At 73.4% G+C, this 18,875-nt stretch carries 28 protein-coding genes and 1 pseudogene; 27 read left to right on the top strand and 2 right to left on the bottom strand.

Going from position 1 to position 18,875, the window contains the following annotated elements; translation table 11 throughout:
* Positions 1-23: 23 nt before the first annotated feature.
* The 17 genes and pseudogenes from PV789_RS00900 to PV789_RS00825 all read left to right on the top strand — a co-directional run bounded on the left by PV789_RS00900 (position 24) and on the right by PV789_RS00825 (position 12,925).
* Positions 24-674 carry a crossover junction endodeoxyribonuclease RuvC gene (locus tag PV789_RS00900; protein ID WP_274975729.1) on the top strand — a complete coding sequence of 217 codons (651 nt, stop codon included), beginning with the start codon at positions 24-26 and terminating at the stop codon, positions 672-674.
* A gap of 197 nt (positions 675-871) precedes the next feature.
* Complete coding sequence (locus tag PV789_RS00895) at positions 872-1,198, top strand: WhiB family transcriptional regulator (protein ID WP_274975728.1); 327 nt, start codon at positions 872-874, stop codon at positions 1,196-1,198.
* A complete protein-coding gene (locus PV789_RS00890; protein WP_274975727.1) occupies positions 1,195-1,434 on the top strand; it encodes a hypothetical protein in 240 nt (79 codons plus the stop codon). Before PV789_RS00895 ends, PV789_RS00890 begins: the two co-directional genes overlap by 4 nt.
* On the top strand, positions 1,431-1,805 hold the full coding sequence (locus tag PV789_RS00885; RefSeq protein WP_274975726.1) for a hypothetical protein: 375 nt from the start codon (positions 1,431-1,433) through the stop codon (positions 1,803-1,805). Before PV789_RS00890 ends, PV789_RS00885 begins: the two co-directional genes overlap by 4 nt.
* Positions 1,806-1,866: 61 nt before the next feature.
* Positions 1,867-2,982 (top strand): hypothetical protein, encoded by a 1,116-nt coding sequence (locus tag PV789_RS00880; protein ID WP_274975725.1) that lies wholly within the window; start codon positions 1,867-1,869, stop codon positions 2,980-2,982.
* Positions 2,979-3,551 (top strand): zinc finger domain-containing protein, encoded by a 573-nt coding sequence (locus tag PV789_RS00875; protein WP_274975724.1) that lies wholly within the window; start codon positions 2,979-2,981, stop codon positions 3,549-3,551. The genes PV789_RS00880 and PV789_RS00875 overlap by 4 nt, the downstream gene beginning before the upstream one ends.
* A 14-nt stretch (positions 3,552-3,565) precedes the next feature.
* Positions 3,566-4,036: pseudogene (locus tag PV789_RS29785) on the top strand (DNA cytosine methyltransferase); the annotation flags it as partial.
* Positions 4,037-4,573: 537 nt separating this feature from the next.
* The gene (locus PV789_RS00870) at positions 4,574-4,789 is read left to right on the top strand and encodes a hypothetical protein (protein WP_274975723.1); all 216 of its coding nucleotides are present in this window, start codon (positions 4,574-4,576) and stop codon (positions 4,787-4,789) included.
* Between the two features lie 106 nt (positions 4,790-4,895).
* The gene (locus tag PV789_RS00865) at positions 4,896-5,822 is read left to right on the top strand and encodes a hypothetical protein (RefSeq protein ID WP_274975722.1); all 927 of its coding nucleotides are present in this window, start codon (positions 4,896-4,898) and stop codon (positions 5,820-5,822) included.
* Entirely contained in the window at positions 5,819-6,034 is a 216-nt protein-coding gene (locus PV789_RS00860) for a hypothetical protein (protein ID WP_274975721.1), read from the top strand. Before PV789_RS00865 ends, PV789_RS00860 begins: the two co-directional genes overlap by 4 nt.
* 39 nt (positions 6,035-6,073) lie before the next feature.
* Positions 6,074-6,784, top strand: coding sequence for a helix-turn-helix domain-containing protein (locus PV789_RS00855; RefSeq protein WP_368045809.1), 711 nt, complete (start codon positions 6,074-6,076; stop codon positions 6,782-6,784).
* A gap of 21 nt (positions 6,785-6,805) precedes the next feature.
* Positions 6,806-8,086 carry a PBSX family phage terminase large subunit gene (locus PV789_RS00850; RefSeq protein WP_274975719.1) on the top strand — a complete coding sequence of 427 codons (1,281 nt, stop codon included), beginning with the start codon at positions 6,806-6,808 and terminating at the stop codon, positions 8,084-8,086.
* Complete coding sequence (locus PV789_RS00845) at positions 8,083-8,286, top strand: hypothetical protein (protein WP_274975718.1); 204 nt, start codon at positions 8,083-8,085, stop codon at positions 8,284-8,286. The genes PV789_RS00850 and PV789_RS00845 overlap by 4 nt, the downstream gene beginning before the upstream one ends.
* Positions 8,287-8,298: 12 nt before the next feature.
* Positions 8,299-8,838 (top strand): hypothetical protein, encoded by a 540-nt coding sequence (locus tag PV789_RS00840; protein WP_274975717.1) that lies wholly within the window; start codon positions 8,299-8,301, stop codon positions 8,836-8,838.
* A 4-nt stretch (positions 8,839-8,842) separates the two neighbouring features.
* Positions 8,843-10,411 carry a phage portal protein gene (locus tag PV789_RS00835; RefSeq protein WP_274975716.1) on the top strand — a complete coding sequence of 523 codons (1,569 nt, stop codon included), beginning with the start codon at positions 8,843-8,845 and terminating at the stop codon, positions 10,409-10,411.
* An 18-nt stretch (positions 10,412-10,429) separates the two neighbouring features.
* Positions 10,430-12,727 (top strand): phage minor capsid protein, encoded by a 2,298-nt coding sequence (locus PV789_RS00830; protein ID WP_274975715.1) that lies wholly within the window; start codon positions 10,430-10,432, stop codon positions 12,725-12,727.
* Between the two features lie 12 nt (positions 12,728-12,739).
* Entirely contained in the window at positions 12,740-12,925 is a 186-nt protein-coding gene (locus tag PV789_RS00825; RefSeq protein ID WP_274975714.1) for a hypothetical protein, read from the top strand.
* On the opposite strand, the gene PV789_RS00820 is transcribed toward PV789_RS00825, so the two are convergent.
* Both PV789_RS00820 and PV789_RS00815 read right to left on the bottom strand, forming a co-directional pair.
* Entirely contained in the window at positions 12,913-13,275 is a 363-nt protein-coding gene (locus PV789_RS00820; RefSeq protein ID WP_274975713.1) for a hypothetical protein, read from the bottom strand. The genes PV789_RS00825 and PV789_RS00820 overlap by 13 nt on opposite strands.
* Positions 13,276-13,345: 70 nt before the next feature.
* Positions 13,346-14,002: a hypothetical protein gene (locus PV789_RS00815; protein WP_274975712.1), complete on the bottom strand. Its 657-nt coding sequence runs from the start codon at positions 14,000-14,002 to the stop codon at positions 13,346-13,348.
* Positions 14,003-14,171: 169 nt separating this feature from the next.
* Between PV789_RS00815 and PV789_RS00810 the strand changes: the two genes are divergently transcribed.
* The 10 genes from PV789_RS00810 to PV789_RS00765 are packed head-to-tail and all read left to right on the top strand — an operon-like array spanning position 14,172 to position 18,834.
* Positions 14,172-14,963: a hypothetical protein gene (locus PV789_RS00810; RefSeq protein WP_274975711.1), complete on the top strand. Its 792-nt coding sequence runs from the start codon at positions 14,172-14,174 to the stop codon at positions 14,961-14,963.
* 33 nt (positions 14,964-14,996) lie between these two features.
* Positions 14,997-15,857: a major capsid protein gene (locus PV789_RS00805; RefSeq protein WP_274975710.1), complete on the top strand. Its 861-nt coding sequence runs from the start codon at positions 14,997-14,999 to the stop codon at positions 15,855-15,857.
* A 15-nt stretch (positions 15,858-15,872) separates the two neighbouring features.
* Positions 15,873-16,136 carry a hypothetical protein gene (locus PV789_RS00800; RefSeq protein ID WP_274975709.1) on the top strand — a complete coding sequence of 88 codons (264 nt, stop codon included), beginning with the start codon at positions 15,873-15,875 and terminating at the stop codon, positions 16,134-16,136.
* 3 nt (positions 16,137-16,139) lie between these two features.
* Positions 16,140-16,532, top strand: a complete 393-nt coding sequence (locus PV789_RS00795; RefSeq protein WP_274975708.1) for a hypothetical protein — start codon at positions 16,140-16,142, stop codon at positions 16,530-16,532.
* A gap of 4 nt (positions 16,533-16,536) precedes the next feature.
* A complete protein-coding gene (locus tag PV789_RS00790) occupies positions 16,537-16,860 on the top strand; it encodes a hypothetical protein (protein ID WP_274975707.1) in 324 nt (107 codons plus the stop codon).
* Positions 16,861-16,871: 11 nt separating this feature from the next.
* Positions 16,872-17,213: a hypothetical protein gene (locus PV789_RS00785; RefSeq protein ID WP_274975706.1), complete on the top strand. Its 342-nt coding sequence runs from the start codon at positions 16,872-16,874 to the stop codon at positions 17,211-17,213.
* Positions 17,214-17,217: 4 nt separating this feature from the next.
* The gene (locus PV789_RS00780) at positions 17,218-17,667 is read left to right on the top strand and encodes a minor capsid protein (RefSeq protein ID WP_274975705.1); all 450 of its coding nucleotides are present in this window, start codon (positions 17,218-17,220) and stop codon (positions 17,665-17,667) included.
* 14 nt (positions 17,668-17,681) lie between these two features.
* Positions 17,682-18,128, top strand: a complete 447-nt coding sequence (locus PV789_RS00775; protein ID WP_274975704.1) for a phage tail tube protein — start codon at positions 17,682-17,684, stop codon at positions 18,126-18,128.
* Entirely contained in the window at positions 18,125-18,625 is a 501-nt protein-coding gene (locus PV789_RS00770) for a hypothetical protein (protein WP_274975703.1), read from the top strand. Before PV789_RS00775 ends, PV789_RS00770 begins: the two co-directional genes overlap by 4 nt.
* 14 nt (positions 18,626-18,639) lie before the next feature.
* Positions 18,640-18,834, top strand: a complete 195-nt coding sequence (locus PV789_RS00765) for a hypothetical protein (RefSeq protein ID WP_274975702.1) — start codon at positions 18,640-18,642, stop codon at positions 18,832-18,834.
* The last annotated feature ends 41 nt before the right edge of the window (positions 18,835-18,875 follow it).

Genomic DNA, 18,875 nt, shown 5'->3' with positions numbered 1-18,875 from the left:
GGGCCCCGTTGAGAGGACATCCCATGTCTGGTCACCCGCTCACCCGCGCCGAGGAGCGCGAGCTCGGCGACCTCCGCGACACGCTCGGCGCCCAGCTCGCCGACAGCCGCCAGCGGACCGGCGACGCGCCGCCCGTGCTCGGCCTCGACCTGGCCGCCGAAGCGTCCGGGTACGCGCTCATCCCCGGGCCCGTCGGCACCATCACCGCCCCGAAGGCGAAAGGGAAGACGCGCACGCTCGACGACAACCTCGCGCGCCTCGACGTCGTCGAGGCCGCCGTCGCCGAGCTCCTCGACGTCCACCGGCCGCGCCTGGTCGTGCTGGAGGACTACGCCCCCGGCGCCCGCGGCGCGTCCGCGCACCGACTCGCCGAGGTGTCCGGAACGGTCCGGCTCGCGTGCCGCCGCCGCGCGATCCCGCTCGTTCTGGCCGGGGTCGGGCAGATCAAGCAGTACGCCACGGGCAAGGGCACCGCGACCAAGGTCGACATGGCGCTCGCCCTGTACAAGCGCGCCGGGGTCGAGTTCGCCGACGACAACCAGGTCGACGCCTGGTGGGCCGCCGCCCTGGGCGCCGACCACCTCGGCGTTCCGCCGGTCATCATGCCCGCCGCTCACCGCGCCGTGCTCGACCGCATCACGTGGCCCGTGGCCGGACAGGACGTGACCGCGTGAGCCACTACCAGCGCGCCACGGTCGAATGCGCGTGCGGGTGCGGGCGCGTCGGCAAGCGCCGAGGCACACAGGGGTACGTGCGCGCCTGCTATGAGCGGTGGATCCGGTCGGGATGCCCCGATGGCGGTCCGCCGCCCGCCCAGAAGCCGGGCCGCGCCCCCGGGAGTGGACGACCCGACAGCACGTATGCGGACAAGGTGGCCAAGGCCGCCCGTTGGGCCTGGGCGCGCGGTGTTGCGGCCGACGTCGTGGCCGGGGCCGCTCGGATGCCCGCCCCCGGGTGGGAGGAGGCCGCCGTCTGCCGGTCGCTGCCGGACGACTGGTCGCCCGACTGGTGGTTTCCCGAGGTGCCGCACGTGCCCGAGGAGGTGCGCGCCGCCTGCGACCGGTGCCCCGTGCGCCGTGAGTGCCTGATCGCCGCATACCTGGGCGCCGAGACCTATGGCGTCTGGGGTGGGCTCACCCCCGACCAGCGGTCCCGCGCGCTCGCCCCCGCCAAGGCCGCCCGCCGGGTGGCGGCGTGATCTCGGCCGCCGACCGGGCCGAGGCCGCGGTCGGCGACGCGCTCGCGCTCGCCGGAGCTGTCCGCCGCCGCGACCTGGTCGACATTCACCGGCTCCTGTGCGACCGCCCCCCGGCCGACCTGTACGCGCTGTGCGTCGTGCTCGCCGCCGCCATCCCCGACGACGCTCCGCTCCCCGACCTGCTCGCGTGGGTCGCCGAGGAGCCGCCCACCACCACCGAGAGGACCCCGTCATGACCACCGTCAAGGTCAAGGGCCAACTGATCAAGCGCGTCGCCGAGGCTCTCCAGCCGTTCGCCGACCGGATGTACGCCGACCGCGGTCACCGGTGGGTCGCCCTGGTCGAGCTCGACGGCGTCGAGCGGATCGAGGCCGACACCCCCGGCGACGACGGCGACACCCACACCGGCTACACGGTCGTGCTCCGGCTCGCCCATGTGGAGATCGCCGACGGCCGCGCCGAGGACCCCGTTCGGCAGGCGCTCCGCGCGCTGTGGGCACGACGGACCGCCGACGGCACCCTCGACGCCCCGCTCGCCGAGCGCGAAGCCGACACCGCGACGCGGTTGCTCCCGCACATGGTCGACGAGCTCGACGACCACCTGTAGACCCGCCCGCCCGGGGCGCCGAGCTCCTCGGCGCCCCGCCGTACACGAGAGGAGGCCGCACATGTGGTTCCGCGTAGATGATGGGCTGCACTCCCACCCCAAGACGTTCGCGTGCTCGGCCGCCGCGCTCGGCCTGTGGGTCGTCGCGGGGTCCTGGTCGGCGTTCGCCCGGACGGGCGGGGTCATCCCCCGGCACGCGCTCGGCCGTCTGCTCCCCGGCGCCGAGGCGCTCGCCGACGAGCTGGTCGTCGCCGGACTGTGGGAGACCGCCCCGGCCGGGGCGTACCGGTTCCACGACTGGGAGGACTGCAATCCCTCGGCCGCCGAGGCGCGCGCCGCGAAGGACAAGCAAGCCGCGGCCGGGAAGCTCGGCAATCACCGCCGCTGGCACCTCGGCCGGGGGCAGGTCGACCCGTCGTGCCCGTGGTGCACCGAGGATCGCCCCACCGATCGGGTACCCGATCGCTCTACCGATCGGGGTAGGGAGTCGGGGGCCGAGTCGCCCCGACACCGACCCGACGCCGAGCACGTGCCCGCGGGTGCGGGTGCGTCGATCGGGTCCGATCGGGTCACCACGCCCGAAACGATCGGGGCGGCCGCTGGCGCACCTGCTGACCGGCGCGAACCCGGCGCCGCACCCGATCGGGTACCCGATGGTCACCCCGAATCGGGGGCGAATCCCCCGTCCCGTCCCGTCCCGTCCCGACCCACTCCTGTACCTCCTACGTCTGTAGGGGGTGTGGGGGAGGCGGCGCCGAGCGCTGACGCGCACGGCCAGACGGACCACGCGGAGAGCGCCAAGCCCCGCAGCGGGCAGAAGCGGGGGACTCGACTCCCCGAGCCCTTCGAGGTGACCGACCGCATGCGCGAGTGGGCCGCGGAGAAAGCCCCCTCCTGCGGGTGGGAGGACCACGCGAGCTTCCTCGACTACTGGCGCGGAGTCCCCGGCGCGAAGGGGACCAAGCTCGACTGGCCCGGCACCTGGCGCAACTGGATGCGCAAGGAACACCAGGCCCGCACCCGCGGGGGGAGCTCGCGCTCCTCGACGACCAGGACGACGACCAGTGAGCGCGTCGAGGGATGGCTCGACCTCGGCGCCCAGGACACCCCGCCCGCAGCCCAGATGACCCTAGACGCCACAGAAGTACAGGAGGTAACCGGATGGTCCGCCGCATGAGCGAAGGCGACATGTCGCGCATTCTGGCGCGTGCCGCCGCCTACGACGGCCGTCGTCCCGACTCGGCCGTTCTGGAGGCGTGGCTCGCCGCGATCGGGGATCTCGACCCGCTCGACGCGCTCGACGCGGTCGTCACCCACTACGCGACCTCGGTCGACTGGATCCGCCCCGGGCACGTCCGCGCCATCGTCAAGCGGGTGCGCGCCGAGCGTCTCCGGTCCGCCGACAGGGCGCTCCCCCCGGCCGACCCGGACGCCCGCGACTACTCGGCCCAGCTCCGCCGCATGCTCCGCGAGATCGCCGACGGCCGGTCCGTCGCCCGCGCGCTCGACGCCGCCCCCACGAAGGGCACCGAGCCGCCCGCTGAGTACGTGACCGCGCGCGGCCCCGGGTACGTGCGCCGCCGCGCCGCGCTCGCCGTCGAGTGCCCGCTCCCCGCGTGCCGCATGGGTCCCGGACGCCCGTGCCGCGCCCCCGGGAGCCGCCGCTCCCTGACCGCCGGATACCACCCCGCGAGGCTGGACGCCGCCCGCGACGCACTCGACGCCCCACAGGGAGCCGCCCAGTGATCCGCATCGGCTCCATGTGCTCTGGCTACGGGGGTCTCGACCTCGGCGTCGAGGCCGCCCTCGGCCCCGCCCGCCTCGAATGGGTCGCCGACCCCGACGCCGGCGCGGCGAAAATCCTCGCCCACCACTGGCCCGACATCCCCAACCACGGCGACATCCGGTCCACCGATTGGGCCAACATCCCAGCCGTTGACGTGCTCACCGCCGGATTCCCCTGCCAACCCGCTTCACTCGCCGGCCGCCGCGCCGGGCTCCTCGACGACAGGTGGTTGTTCGATGACATCTGCGACGCCATTGGCCGAATGGTCACACGACCCCGGATGCTCGTGTTCGAAAACGTCCCTGGGCTGCTCACTGTGGGAGGCGGCGACGCTATGGCCCGTGTCGTTCACGGACTGGCCCGCCTCGGCTACGTGGGATCGTGGCGGACTCTGGCAGCGTCCGACGTCGGCGCCCCGCACCGCCGCCGGCGGATCATCATCGTTGCTCAAGACGCCCACCGCGAACCTTGGGGAGAGTGGCGGCTCACAGCACCCGGGCAAGCGTCGGGCAGGCGGGCATGGTCCGACACTCGCCGACGAGATCGAGCACCAGCTACCGACGCCCACAGCGTCGATGCGCCCCACCTCAGCCGCGTCCCGCGCCCAGGGCAAGGGCGCATCACTGGAGCAGGCGCTTCTGCCCACACCCCGGGCGACGGACGGCACCAAGGGCGGGCCCGGTCAGAGGGGCAGCAAGGGAGACCTGATGTTGCCGAGCGCGGTCATGCTCCTGCCGACTCCGCGTGCCTCGGCCACGGGGACCCCCGGTCGTCGAGCCTCGCCGGGGTTCCGGCCGCCCCTGTCTCAGGTGGTCCTGCCGCTGTTCGGAGGGAACCCTACGCTCCTGCCCACCCCGACGGCACAAGCGGCGAAGCACTCGGCGGACGACCGAGGCCCCGGGACGAACGACGATCGCAACCTCTGGTCAGTCGCCGCCAGGATTGGGGCGCCTACGCTCCCGCCATCACCCGATGGGAGCACGTGACCGGCCGACCCGCGCCGGCCCCCACCGACCCGACCGGCCGAGGAGGCGCGCACCGGCTCGCCCCCGCGTTCGTGGAGTGGCTCATGGGCCTACCCGACGGTTGGGTGACCGACGTCCCCGGGCTCTCCCGCGCCGCCCAGCTCAAAGCACTAGGGAACGGCGTGGTGTGGCAACAGGCCGCCGCCGCGCTCCTCGACCTCCTCGGCGAGTAGCCGACATCACAGGCGCCCGCGGACACAACCGGTCCGCGGGCGCCGTTTTGCGCGCTCGCCCCTGGGATCCTGCCCGCAGCCACAGCGGACACAGGGGGTCGGCCACATGGGGAACTGCACCACGGACGGATGCGAGGAGCCGACCAGCGCGCGGCTGTGCGACACCTGCACCGGCCGCCTCCGCTCCGCGCTCCGGACCGTCGTCGAGCTCGCCCTCGGCGCCGAGCTCCACCGCGCCGCGCTCCGGCAGACCCGTCTCACCCGCTCGGCCGACACCATCGGACGGCCGAGCGACGTCTACCCGCTCCCCGTCGACCTCGACGCCGGGAACCTCGGCGCTGACCTGGTCGACACGTTCGCCGAGTGGGTGCGAGAGGTCGCCCGCGACATGCCGCCCGGCCGCGTCCTGGGCCCCGTCTGCCACGGGTGCGCAGGCGACCCGCTCCCCCGACACCGGTCGTGCGCCGCCGTGCTCGGCACCCGCGCCCCCGCCGCGCACCCGACCGCGCTCGCCCAGTGGCTCGCCGCGAACATCCCGCACATCCGCCGCCAGGACTACGCCGGGCAGCTCCTCGACGAGCTCGCCGCGATCATCCGCGCCGCCGAGTCCGCCGTCGACCTCCCGTCCCCGACGATCCTCGCCGGAGCCTGCCCCGACTGCGGCGCCCCCGTGTACACCCGCCAAGGGTCCGCCGTCGGCCGGTGCCGCGCCCCCGGCTGCGAGGGGACCGTCGACACCGCCCAGGGCCGCGCCGACCACCTCGACCGGCTCGACGACATGGAGTACACCGCGGCCGACGCCGCCCGCATCCTCACCGAGCTCGGCGAGCACGTCACCCGCCACACCATCGCCCAGTGGCACCGCCGAGGCCGGATCACCCGCGCGTCCTGGGCGCCGCCCCGCTCGGCCGTCCGCTCGACCCGCCCCGGCGACCCACCCCTGTACGGGCCCGCGAAGCCTCACCCGCGGTTCCGCCTCGGCGACGTCCGCGCCGCCCGCTGGTCGACCACCACCCCGGGCCGCACCGCGTGACCGCGTCCCTGGTCGACGTCGTCGAGCACGCGCGCGCCCAGGCGGACGGCGACGCCTACGGACTCCCCGACCACGTGGTCGACCAGGTGGTCGACCAGTGGCTCACCCACGCCCACACCACAGGCACCCGCCCGGCATGGGCCAGCATCCGCGCGGCCCTGGTCAGCCGCGCCATGGGCGCCCCCTGGCACCCGCCCACGCCCAGAAAGTGACACACATCGACCGGTCGACCACTTTTCGCCCGGTCGGCTGTGTCATCATCTTGTGCAGCGCCACACCTGTATCCAAGGCCCCGACCGGCCGTCCATCCTTCCACCCCGGTCGGGGCCTTTTCCCATGCTCACAGGGGGTGTGCTCGTGTGGCCGAGACTCCCCGACGCGGCCGAGGTCGACCGGTCGACCCCGCCACTCGCGCGCGCGCCCGCGAGCTCCATGCCCAGGGATGGAAGCGGAACGCCATCGCGCGCGAGCTCGGCATGTCCGGCTCGACGGTCTCCGGCATCATCCACGCCGCGGGCAAGTCGTTCGACCGGACGGCGACCGAGGCCGCGACCGAGGCGCGCGTCGCCGACACCGCCGCGACCCGGGCCGAACTCGCCGAGCGCCGCGCCCGACTGTCGGCCGAGCTCCTCGGCGACGCGGAGAAGCTCCGCGCGCTCCTGTGGCAGCCGTTCCGCCATGGCGAGTTCGGCGGCAAGGACAACGTCTGGTCGGAGGTCTCCCTCCCACAGCCGCCCGTCGGCGCGCAACGCACGATCCTCGCCAGCGTCCACCAAGCGATCAAGGACCACATCGAGCTAGAGCGGCTCGACAGCGACAACGGCGTCGCCGACGCCGCCGGAGTGCTCGGCGACATCCTGTCCGGCGTGCGCGCCGCCTACGCCGAGCAACTCGCCGCCGACCAGGCCGACACCGACAACGCCCCCGACGGCGACACCCCGGCCGAGCCGCCCGGCGAGTGACCCGCCGAGGAGGTGCCGCCCGTGGCCGCCCCCGTGCTCCCGCTGTCCCGCCGCCAGATCGAGTCCGTCGCGACGTCGACGGCGCGCGTGAACTTGTGGCACGGGGCGATCAGGAGCGGGAAGACGTTCGCGTCCCTGCTGCGGTGGTTGACCTACGTGGCCACGGCGCCGCGCGGCGGCGAACTGGTCATCATCGGCCGGACGCGGGAGAGCATCGGCCGCAACGTCTTGGGGCCGCTCAGTGATCCGGAGTTGTTCGGGTCGGTCGCCCACCAGGTCCACTACACGCCCGGCGCCCCCGTCGCGTACATCCTCGGCCGCCGCGTGCACGTCATCGGCGCCAGCGACTCGAAGGCGGAGAAGGTCCTCAGAGGCTTGACGTGTGCGGGCGCCTACGTCGACGAACTCACCATCGTGTCGCGTGAGTTCTTCGTTCAGCTCCTCGGCCGCATGAGTGTGCCCGGCGCCCAACTTTTCGCCACCACCAACCCCGACAGCCCCGGCCATTGGGCGAAAGCCGACTACCTCGACCGCCTCGACGAACTTCCCGACTGGCGGGCGTGGAAGTTCGTGCTCGACGACAACCCGTCCCTGTCCAACGACATCCGCGCCAGCTACCACCGCGAGTTCACCGGCCTCTGGCGCAAGCGGTTCATCTGGGGCGAATGGGTCGCCGCAGAGGGCGCAATCCTCGACATGTGGAACCCGGACCGCCACGTCATCCCGTGGGCCGAACTCCCACCCATGACCCGCACGCTCGGCCTGGGCGTCGACCACGGCACCGCCAACCCAACCGCGGCGATCACGCTCGGCCTGGGCGCCGACGGCCGCCTGTACCTCACCGACGAGTACCGGCACGAACCCCGCCGCGCCGAGACCCGGCTCACCGACGGGCAGCTCTCCGAGCGGCTCCGCGAGTGGCTCGGCCAGCAGCACCACCCGCACGGGGCCGCCCAGGCCCGCCCCGAATGGATCGCCGTCGACCCCGCCGCCGCCAGCTTCCGCTTGCAGCTCTACCGGGACGGCATCGCCGCCGCCAACGCCAACAACGACGTCAAGTACGGCGTGAGCATGCTCGCGACCCTGCTCGCCAGCGGCCAACTGTTCGTGTCCGACCGGGTGAAGGGCTTCATCAGCGAAGCGCCCGGTTACTCGTGGGACGACGACGCCCGCACCAAGACCGGCGAGGAGAAGCCCCTCAAAATCGCCGACCACAGCCTCGACGCCGCCCGCTACGCCATCGCCACCACAGAGGCGCTCTGGCGCCCCCACCTCGCCGCACCCTTGGAGCTCGCCGCATGACCGCACAGAACACCACCGCCGACGACGACGCCCGGGGCGCCGACCGCGTCGAGGCGCCGCCCACGTGGCCCGAGGCACTCGCCGCCGCCGCGCGGAACCTGCGCATGGCCGAGCGCCCCGAGGTCCCCGTCGACGCCGCCGACTGTTACGCCCGGATCGCCGACCGGTGGCTCGCCATCGCCAACACGCTCGCACCGTAGGAGGCCCCGCCCATGCGCTACGTCGTTCGGGAGCGCACGCTCCCCGCCCGCCTCGCCGCCGCCCGGCCGAGCCTGACCGTGTGGGACGTGACCGAGGAGCACACCGCCCGGCCGGTCCCCTACGGGGTTCACACCACGTGGACGCGCGCCCACGCGCACGCGACCCGCCTCCGCGCCCAGGCCGTCGAGGAGCTCGCCGAGACCGCTCACGCCGAGGAGGCCGAGCGCACCGCCGACCGGGTCCGCATCGCCGCCCGCGAACGCCAGGAGGAGGAGACGCCCCGGCCCCGGCCGAGGCGCGGACGTCGCGGACGTCGCCGACGGCCGACCGCTCTCCCGCCCCGAACCTCCCCGTGGGACGGCTCGCTCGACGACGCGGCCGACATCATCGCGCGCGTGCGCGCGGCCGGGGGCGCCGCCGCCTACACGTGTGTGAACCCGGCCGAGTGCTGGCGTCAGGGCGGGCACGCCCCGCACGCCATCCGCGTCACCGCCCCCACCACCGCGACCCTGCTACCCGGCGACGTGCCGCCCCAGACCGTCAGGAGGTGACGCCGTGCCGCTCCCCGACCAGTCGATCCCGTGGCCGCCCCAGGACACCCGACGGCCCCGCGAGCTCTACGAGGAGTGGGCGGCGTGGTACATCGGCGACCCCGAGCAGCTCGCCGCGTACTACCGGGGCCGAGCCGGGCACGCCGACCCGAAAACCCACCCCGCCCAGTACCGGGGCGGGCTGGTCGGCGCGGTCGCCCGGATGTGGTGGGGCACCCCGCCCAGCGCCGGTCAGACCCCCGCCCGGCTGCACATGCCGTTGGCGTCGGAGCTCGTCGAGGCGTCCGCCGACCTACTCATCTCCGACCCGCCCCGGTTCACCGTCGCCTCACAGTCACAGGGGCGGCTTGACGACCTGGTCGCCGAGATCGGACTCGTCCCCCGGCTACATGAGGCCGCCGAGCTCGCCGCCGCCTACGGGGGCGCGTACCTGCGCGTGTCCTGGGATACCGACGTGTCGCCGATGCCGCTGGTGGACGTGATCACGCCGGAGTGCGCGGCGCCGGAATGGCGGGGCGGCAGGCTCGCCGCGGTGACGTTCTGGCGGGTGCTCGCCGAAGACCGTGATGAGGTCTGGCGGCACCTGGAGCGGCACGAGCGCGGCCGGGTGTACCACGGGCTCTATGTCGGCACGTCCGAGCGGCTCGGCCGGGCGCTCCCCCTCACCGACCACCCGACCACCGCCGGGTTCGCGCGCGACGTCGACGCCGAGGGAGGTATCGACACCGGGGCCCCGGGGCTGTGCGCGGTCTACTGGCCCAACATCCGCCCGAACCGGTTGATCCCCGGGTCGCCGCTCGGCCGGTCGGACTACGCCACCGTGACGGGCCCGCTCGACGCGCTCGACGAAACGTGGTCATCGCTGCTGCGCGACATCCGGCTCGCGAAGGGCAGGTTGATCGTCCCCAGGGCGTTCCTGGAATCGCAGGGGCGCGGCCGGGGCGCGTCGTTCGACGCCGAAGCGGAGATCTGGACAGCAGTCGATTCGCTCCCCGGTGCCGACAGCAACCTCGGCCAGAACATCACCCCGTCACAGTTCGCGATCCGGGTCGAGGAGCACCTCCGCGCCGCGGGTGAACTCCGCGCGACCATCATCCACGGCGCCGGATACAGCCCGTCGACGTTCGGCGACCAAGCCCCCGGGCAGGCGCTCACCGCGACCCAGGTCCGCGCCCACCAGCGGCGCACGTACCAGACGCGGGGGCGCAAGGTCGGGTACGCCCGGCCGGAGCTCGGCGCCCTGGTCGAGGCGCTTCTCGCCGTCGACCTCCACCGCAACCCGTCCGGGGGCGCGGTTCCCGAACGGCCGGTGATCGACTGGCCCGACGGGATCGAGGTCGACGCCGAAGCGACAGCGCGAACGGTGCAGCTCCTCGACGCGGCCGGGGCAATCTCGACGTGGGTCAAGGTCGAGACCGCACACCCCGACTGGGAAGACACCGAAATCCGGGCGGAGGTCGACCGGATCCGGCAGGACCAAGCCGCGTCCGCGCCGATCGACCCGTACCGGTCCCTGTCCGGGCTCGCCGGGCAGGACCCCGACGACGACCAGGGCGCCGCCGCCGCGGCGTAGCCGACGGGGGGTGAGCCGGTGCCCGGTGTGTCCCCCGACCAGATCGACGCGATCGCGCTCCACCTCGGCGACATCTACCGGGAGGCCGAGCTCGCCATCACGCGGGATATCGCCGACCACCTTCGCCGCCACCCGGGGGCGCCGACCGCCTACGCCGACGGCCGCCTCGGCGCCGTGCGCGCGCTACGCCGGTCGGTGTCCGCCGTCGTGTCCGGCCTCGAAGGCGACGGGTCCGTCGAGCTGCGGGCCGCGGTCGCCGACGGGTACCGGCTCGGTACCCGCTCGGCGCTCGCCGACCTCCCCCGGCAGTGGCTCAACCGGCCGGACGTCGCCGACGCCGCCCAAGCCGCCGCCGACGAGGTGCCCCAAGTGGCCGCCGTCGAGTCGCTCGCCGCGTCCCTGGTCGCCGACGTCGGCGCCGTCACCGGGAACATTCTCCGGCAGGCACTCGACGCGTACCGGGAGGCCGCCGTCGGCGCGGTCGCGCGGGTGCTGGTCGCCGGGCAGACCCGACGGCAAGCGTCCGCCGCCATGTGGGCCAACCTGGTCAACCGCGGGATTCTGGGATTCACCGACCGAGGCGGGCGCCGCTGGCGCCTGTCGACATACGTCGAGATGGCCGTCCGTACCTCGGTCGCGCGCGCGGCCGTGCAGGGGCAGACCGACCGACTCACGTCGCTCGGCGTGCCGCTGGTGTACGTGTCCGACCACGGGCAGGAATGCCCGCGCTGTAGGCCGTTCGAGGGGCGGGTCCTGCGTATCGGGGACGGGCCCACGGGCACGATCACCGTGCCGCACGCCCTGACGGACGCCCCGGTCGAGGTCGACGTCGTGGCCACGCTCGCCCAGGCGCGCGCCCTGGGGCTCCATCACCCGAACTGCCGACACTCGGTGTCGGGGTTCCTGCCGGGGGTCACCCGCGTCCCCAAACCGGAGAACAACCCGGCCGAGTATGACGCGCGCATGGAACAGCGGCGTCTAGAGCGCAAGATCCGCGAAGGCCGGGAGGCCGAGGCGTCCGCGCTGACCGACGAGGAACGCAAGCAGGCCGGGGCGCGGGTGCGCCAGCGTCAGGCCCAGCTACGCGAACACCTCGACCAGCACCGCTACCTGAAACGCCTTCGCTACCGGGAGCGCATCGGCGCCGGGTCCACCCCGCGCGGGGGCGACACCGCCGACGCCGTGACGTCGATCGGCCCCGCCGTCGAGACCACCCTCGACGGCGAACAAACCCCGTTCCCCGTGCGGCTCGCCCGCCCAGCCGAGCCCGTCGACGCCCAGGCCGCCGCCGACGTCGACGCCGGGCAGCTCACCCTTGACGACGCACCCGCCGCCGAGGAGACCCCGGCCGGACTGCCAGACCCGCCGACCATGACCGACGCCCAGCTCGAAACCGAGCTCGGCGGACTCATGGCCGCGGGTGACTACGACTCGCCGCGGCTCGCCGACCTGATGGCCGAGATGGACCGCCGCGACCGGCTCGGCGCCGACCCCGCCGCCGAGGAGCCCCCGGCGCCGCCCGAGCGCACGCTCGCCGACATGACCGAGGCCGAGCTCACCACCATGCTCGGCGACGCCTACGCGGAGGAGGAGTACGACCGGGCCGCCCAGATCGAGGCCGAGCTCGACCACCGCGACCAGATGGTCGAGGCCGCCCCCGACGAACCCCCGCCGCCGACCGTGCGCGCCGAGGATCTGGCGTGGTTCGACGACGACCGGCTCGGCCAGATGGCACAGGAGGCGCACGCCCAGGGCCGCACCGCCGACGCCGAGATCATCGAGGCCGAGCTCGACCACCGCGCCCAGGTCGCCGAGGAGCCGCCCCCGGCCGAGTGGGTCGACCCCGACGAGACCGACGCCGACCGCGAGCGCCGCGAACGCGAGGAGGCCCAGTACGCCGAAATGGCTCGGTTGGTCGAGGAGGAGGGCTACGACTGGGAGCTCGCCGCGGCCGAGGTGCAGGGCCGCGACGTCGAGGCGCTCCGGCGAGAGGACTACGTCCTACAGCACCGGGTCGGCGACGACCGCCGAAGCTTCACCGAGCTCGCCCGCGAACAGTACAAACTCGCCGTAGCTCAGTGGTATATGGCCGCCGAGGAGGCCACCAACGGGTACCTACTCACACCCGCCGGGCAGGCCGCCGGAATCGACCCAGAGTCCCTATTCAGCGGGCCGAGGAGCCGCGCGGAAAAGTGGGCATCCGAGGAGCTGAAACGGTGGTGGGACGCGAACGGACGTACTACATTCGAGGACTACGTCGAGTCGATCGAGCAGGGCCGCGACACCCGCGACCCAGGCCGCGACTTCAACCGGTAGGAGGTGCCGCCCGTGTCCGTCGCAACCGAGCTCATCCGGGCCCGCGCCGCCGGTGTACGCGCCGCACAGCAAGGGGCCCGCCGCACGGCGAGCCCCTACAAGCCGGATGCGCCGACCGCGCGCGAGCGCATGCTCTGGCGCGCGTGGCACGACGGATACGACAGCATCCGACCGATGCCGGTCGACTACTCCGGCTGACGGCGCCGAGCCTCCTCGGCGGCTTCCTCCGCGTCGCGGTCCGCTTCGAACCGGGCGATCTCGCCGAGCATGCGCTCGGCGAACTCCTCGGCCACCTTGCGCGGCCGTCCGCCCCCGGCTCCTCGGCCGGGCCGCTTCGTCTGCCACGTCCGCCACTCGCCGAGGCGCTCCTCGGCCCAGCCGAGCACGTCGCCGACCGCGACGTCGGGCGCCGGGGCGGGGGTCGCCGAGTCGGGCGTGTACCGGGCCAGCCACTGGGACACGGTCCGCCCGTCGACGCCGAGCTCGCGCGCCACGTCGCGCGTGCCGAGGTACCGGGGGGTGTTCGGGTATCTGTCTACGGTCGCCATGCTCGCCATTGTGTCGCCTCCTGTGTATGCGTGTGGCCCCGGGCGGGCGCCCGGGGCCGAGGGTTGGTAGCTACTGCGCGAGGAGCTCGGCGCGCACCCGCTCACCGAACGTGGTGAGCGCGGTCGCCTTGATGTCGGTCACGAGCCCCTTGTCCAGCGCGCCCTTACGCGTCTGGTAGTGCCACGGGCCCGCGTCGATGTCGGCGACCAGGGCGCGGACCTTCGGGGACATCCGGAGCGCGTCGACGTCGACCGGCTCCTCGGCGACCTCCTCGACGGGCTCGCCCGGTGCCGTGTGGGTCTGGGTCTCGACCATGAGGCCGACCCACTCGGCGACCTCCTCGATGGCCTCCTCGGCGGTGGTCGCGTCGCCGATCATGCCGACGAGCTCGGCGTCGGTGCGGCACTCGACGACGACGTCCCAGCCCTGGGCGTAGTGGGCGAGCGCGTACTCGCGCACCGCGGCGACCAGGTCGGCCCCGGCCTCCTCGGCGGGAGCGGCGAACGCGGCCGCCCAGCGGTCGGCCGCCCCGGCCGGGAGGGTGGCGCCGATCATGGCGCGGATAGCGACGGCGTCGCGCTCGGCGCGGGCCGCCTCCTCGGCGGCCTGGGCGGCGACGCGGGCGTTCTCGGCGCGCTGCTCGACCTCAGCAGCGGTGACGTGCTCCTCGACGGTGGTCTGGCCGAGGAGGGGGAGGGTGTCGAAGAGGGCGGACTGACCGATCATTTCACTATCTCCTTGAAACGTTGTGGCGTGTGTTGACAACGTTAGGGCCACCCCTGAAACATTGTCAACTCAAACCACAAAGTTTTTTCGGCCCCGTGGCGCCCGCCCGGGGCCGTCGTCATGTCCGGCCGGGCGCCGGACCCCACCCACGCCCAGGAGGCGACCCACCATGACCAGCACCACCACCCCGCCCGCGCTCCCCGTCCACCCGCGCACCGGCCTTACCGCGCTCGGCGTGCTCGACTCCGGCCGCCCCGTCTGGCCCGTGCTCGGCGGCGATGGCACCGGGGACGGCGGCGACGGTCAGGGCGGAACCGCCAACGCCGGGCAGGATGGCGACCAGGGCGCCGACGGCGGCGAGCAGGGGACCGGCGCCCAGGACGGCAACGACGCCCAGGGCGCGGGCGCCCAGGATGGCGCCGACGACCTGGCCAACCTCGCCCCGGCCGCGCTCGCCGACATGGTGCGCAAGCTCCGCAAGGAGAACGGCGCCGCCCGCACCAACGCGAAGACCACCGCGGCCGAGGAGGCGCGCGCCCAGCTCGCCGCCGAGCTCGGCAAGATCCTCAACCCCGACGCCTCGGCGGAGGAGAGCAGCCCCGAGGCACTCGCCGAGCAGCTCCGCACCGCCCAGGCCGAGGCGGCGACCCTGCGCACCGAGCGCGCCGCCGAGCGCGCCGCCCGCTCGGCCGGACTCGACCCCGACGCGCTCCTCGACTCCCGGAGCTTCGCGAAGAAGCTCGACGGCCTCGACTCCTCGGCGGACACCTTCGCGACCGCGCTCGACGCGCTGGTCGCCGAGTACGCCGACGACTCCCGATACAAGGCGGGCGGCCAGGCGCCGACCCCGTCCCGCAGCGGCGGCGACTTCTCCGGCGGGTCCGGGGACGCCACCACGTCCGACCTCGGCCGCCTGTCGGTCGAGGACTACATCGCCAAGACCCGCAAGAAGAAGGGTTAGACCCCGATGGCCAACTCGCTACTTACCGTGTCCGTGATCGCCCGTGAGGCGCTTGCGACCCTCTACGAGCAGTGCCACATGCTCGGGCTCGTGCACCGCGACTACTCCGGAGACTTCACCGGCAACAGCGGCGACACGATCACCATCCGCAAGCCCGCGACGTTCACCGTGAACGAGTTCGACCGGTCGACCGGCATCGTGCTCCAGGACGCGACCGAGGGGTCGACCAGCGTCACGCTGGACACCATCCCTGACGTGTCGTTCGCGGTGACCGCCGAGGACTGGTCACTGAAGATCAGCGACTTTTCCGAGCAGTTCCTCGCGCCCGCGATGGAGGCGGTCAGCCAGTGGTTCGACCGGAAGATCCTCGCGCTTCGGACCGACGTCACCCAGACCACCACCTACGACCCGACCGCCGCCAAGCCGAGCCTCGCCATGATCCAGGCGGGCAAGATCCTCAACGACCGCAAGGTTCCGCTGACCCAGCGGTATGGCGTGTGGGACACCGCGGCGACCGCGACGTTCCAGGCTGACCCGCTGTTCCACGACGCCAGCATGACCGGCGACGACGGGACCGCGCTCCGCGAAGCGTCGTTCGGCAGGAAGCACGGTCTCGACAACTACATGTCCCAGAACGTCGCCGACGGGAACAGTCTGGTGTTCCACCGGTCCGCGTTCGCGGCCGTCACGCGCACGCTCCCGCTCCCGCGCGGTATCGGTCAGGGCATGGGCTCGATCGTGAACTACAAGGGCCTCGGCCTGCGGGTCATCTACGGCTACGACCAGTCCAAGAAGCAGGACGTTGTCAGCATCGACACCCTCGCCGGGTTCAAGACGCTCGACGCCGCCCGCGCTCTGACCGTCACCGAGGCCGCGCCCGACACGGGCGCGTAGAAGGGAGCATCCACCATGCCCACGTTCGAGCGCGTCGGCGACGACGGCGAGGTCGTTGAGCGGCGTCACGTGCCCTACCGGTCGCGGGATCTGCCCGCACTGGAGAAGTCCGCCACATGGCGGAAGGTCGCCGAGGGCTACGCGCCCGCGAAGGGCGTCGAGCCGCGGCCGACCGTCGAGGAGCAGCGTGCCCAGCAGCGGGCCGAGCGCGCCGCCGCCGCGAAGGCCGCCCGCGCCAAGACCGCCACCAGGGCGGACGCGACCGACGGCGGGGGGTGAGCCGTGCGGTACGCCACCGTCGAGGAGCTCGTCGGTTTCCTGCCGCCCGGTGAGCCGGTGCCCGACGACGCCGAGGGGCTCCTCGACCAGGCAACGGAGGACATCGACGGCGCGCTCCTGACGGCCGTGTACGACGTCGACGCCGACGGCATGCCGACCGCGCCCGCCGTCGTCGCCGCGCTCGCACGCGCCACGTGCGCACAGGCTGTGTGGCTCGACGAATCCGGGGACCGGTCGGGGGCGGGCCGCCAGTGGGCGACCGCGTCCCTGGGCGGCGCTTCCTACGGGCGCGCGAGTGACGGCTCGCCCGGGACCGGGGATCTCGGCCCCCGGGCGGCGCGGATCCTGGCCAACGCGGGTCTGTTGTCGGCGCGCGTGTCCACCCCGGGGAGGTGATCCCGTGGCGCACATCCCCGGGTGGCTCCTCCGCCACCGCGTGACCGCCGAGCCGTACCTCGGGTCCGGGGCGCACGGCGACGCCTACGGGCCGCCCGTGCGCCTGCGCGCCCAGGTCGAGGAGACCCGCCGGAAAGTCCGCGACAAGACCGGCGCCGAGGTGGTTTCCGAGGCGACTCTCCGGGGCCGTCTGTCCACCGCCGCCAGCTACCCGCCCGGCTCCCGCGTCACCCTGCCCACGGGCCGAGTCGCCCGGGTGATCAGCACTCGACGCCACGACGACGCCGGGCTCGGCGGGTGGCAGCACGTGGAGGTGATCCTCGAATGATGCGGGTGCGCGTGAAGACCCGTCTGTCGACGGGCAAGGTCGGCGGTCGCACGCACGCAGCCGAGGCGCGCGGGCTCGGCAAGGCCGCCGAGCACCTCCTCGGCGCGAGCCGCCAGCGGGTGCCGATCGAGGAAGGCACCCTCGAAAGGTCGGGCGTCGCGTCGGTCGACGAGTCCACCCTCGAAGCGGCCGTCAGCTACGACACCGAGTACGCCGCCAGACAGCACGAGGAAACCACCTGGCAACACGACGCCGGACGGTCCGCGAAGTACCTCGAAGCGCCGTTCGAGGAGGAGCACGACACCATGCTCGCCCTGGTCGCCGCCGAGGTTCGACGCGAGCTCGGCGGGTGACCCGGTGCCCCTCCTCGACGGGCTCGCCGCCCACCTCGCGGCCGAGGAGCTCGACCTCGGCCTGACCTACCGGGACGACGGCACGCCCTACGCCGACGACGAGGTCGGGCTCGCCGTCGACCAGCTCCCGCCCGCGCCCGCACAGGTCGTCGCGCTCACCGGATACAACGCCGGGCCCGAACCCGACAGCCTCCAAAGCGGCGCGGACGAACACCGGGTGCAGTTCCGCGCGCGCGGGGACGCGGACCCGCGCACCTCGCGCGCGCGACTCCGCGCCATCTTCAACGTCCTCCAGGGGCTCGACGGGGTGACCCTGCCTGACGGCACATACGTAGTGCTCGCTGTCGCCCTACAGGCCGACCCGGTGTCGATCGGGGTCGACGGCAACGGGCGGCACGAGCACGTGCAGAACTACCGATTCGTGATCGAAGCGCCAACAGCGCACAGACAGTAGAGGAGGGATCCGCCATGCCCAAGGTTGCGGCGCGCGGCTGGGTCTTCGAGCTCAGCGACGGCGAGGAGGTGCCCACCTGGCTACAGGTCGAGGGCATCACCGAGTGGGAGTCCGACCCGTCCGAGGGGGAGGAGGAAACCGAGATCACCGACTTCAACAGCGACGGCGAGTCTGAGACGCTCCCCGCCCAGCGCGGCGAGGCGATCACCCTCACCGGCCTACGGGAGATGACCAGCGGAGAGCAGGCGCCCGGACAGGCCCGCGTCGAGGCGCTCGCCCGACTCAAGATGTACGAGGGTGTCGGCGCGTTCCGCTGGCGGCACTCGACGGAAACCTCGTGGCGGCTGTGGGACGCGTGGGTGTCCCTCGGTAGCAGGGGCGGCGGCAACAACGACATGACGTCGTTCGAGTGCAGCATCCGCCGTGTCGGCGCCGAGCAGGTAGGGACGGTGACCCCGTGACCGACATCGACGACCAGTACGACGACGACGTCGACCAGGACGACGCGCCCGGCACCGAGCCGGACGGGTTCGGCACGTTCGACGACTACCGGGCCGCCCGCTCCCAGACGCGCGCGGCTGAGGCCGTCACGACCGTCATCCTCGGCGAGGAGGTCGAGCTCCCGCCCGCGCTCCCCGTCGGCTTCGAGATGCGCCTCCACCGGCTCACCTCCGACCGCACCACCGAGGCCCAGGCCGTCACGATCATGCAAGAGCTCGTCGCCATGCTCTACGGAGACGACGCCTTCGAGGCGTGGCAGGACGACTTGGACACCGAGGATCTCCAGATCCTCATCATCTGGGGCGCCGCGAACGTGCGCGAGCCGTACAGCATGACGTTCGCGGAGGCGGCGGAGGCGGGTCGAGCCGAGGCGGGAAAAGCCCGGAAGGTCGCGGGGACGCGCCGCCCGGCGACCCGCTCGCGGAAGCCCAAGCGAAGCGGTTCTTCAAAGCGCTGACGTCACGCTGGGGGTTGCTGCTCGCCGACTTCGAGCGGGAATACAGCATCCCCCCGGCCGACGTCGACCGGATGCCGTGGGGCGACTTCATGCGCCGTCTGTCCGGCCTGTCCGAACACGCCCGCTGGCCCGCCGCGTACCGGGATACCCCGGTCGACGCCGACTCTCCGGCCGCCATCGCCGCCGTGACAGGCCGCTACCTGGGCTAATCACCTACCGCGCTGGCCGGCAAAACTCACAGTGACCTCGG

This window comes from Nocardiopsis camelliae (assembly GCF_028993595.1).
In the GTDB taxonomy this organism is placed as follows: Bacteria; Actinomycetota; Actinomycetes; order Streptosporangiales; family Streptosporangiaceae; genus Nocardiopsis; species Nocardiopsis dassonvillei.
The sequence above is the reverse complement of the archived record's forward strand: the minus strand, read 5'-3'. Positions and strand labels throughout refer to the sequence as shown.

Excerpts from the sequence above, each read along its gene's own strand:
- PV789_RS00900 (WP_274975729.1), top strand. The coding sequence starts at position 24 with ATGTCTGGTCACCCGCTCACCCGCGCCGAGGAGCGCGAGCTCGGCGAC.
- PV789_RS00885 (WP_274975726.1), top strand. The coding sequence starts at position 1,431 with ATGACCACCGTCAAGGTCAAGGGCCAACTGATCAAGCGCGTCGCCGAG.
- PV789_RS00880 (WP_274975725.1), top strand. The coding sequence starts at position 1,867 with ATGTGGTTCCGCGTAGATGATGGGCTGCACTCCCACCCCAAGACGTTC.
- PV789_RS00875 (WP_274975724.1), top strand. The coding sequence starts at position 2,979 with ATGAGCGAAGGCGACATGTCGCGCATTCTGGCGCGTGCCGCCGCCTAC.
- PV789_RS00865 (WP_274975722.1), top strand. The coding sequence starts at position 4,896 with ATGGGGAACTGCACCACGGACGGATGCGAGGAGCCGACCAGCGCGCGG.
- PV789_RS00845 (WP_274975718.1), top strand. The coding sequence starts at position 8,083 with ATGACCGCACAGAACACCACCGCCGACGACGACGCCCGGGGCGCCGAC.
- PV789_RS00840 (WP_274975717.1), top strand. The coding sequence starts at position 8,299 with ATGCGCTACGTCGTTCGGGAGCGCACGCTCCCCGCCCGCCTCGCCGCC.
- PV789_RS00820 (WP_274975713.1), bottom strand. The coding sequence starts at position 13,275 with ATGGCGACCGTAGACAGATACCCGAACACCCCCCGGTACCTCGGCACG.
- PV789_RS00815 (WP_274975712.1), bottom strand. The coding sequence starts at position 14,002 with ATGATCGGTCAGTCCGCCCTCTTCGACACCCTCCCCCTCCTCGGCCAG.
- PV789_RS00810 (WP_274975711.1), top strand. The coding sequence starts at position 14,172 with ATGACCAGCACCACCACCCCGCCCGCGCTCCCCGTCCACCCGCGCACC.
- PV789_RS00800 (WP_274975709.1), top strand. The coding sequence starts at position 15,873 with ATGCCCACGTTCGAGCGCGTCGGCGACGACGGCGAGGTCGTTGAGCGG.
- PV789_RS00775 (WP_274975704.1), top strand. The coding sequence starts at position 17,682 with ATGCCCAAGGTTGCGGCGCGCGGCTGGGTCTTCGAGCTCAGCGACGGC.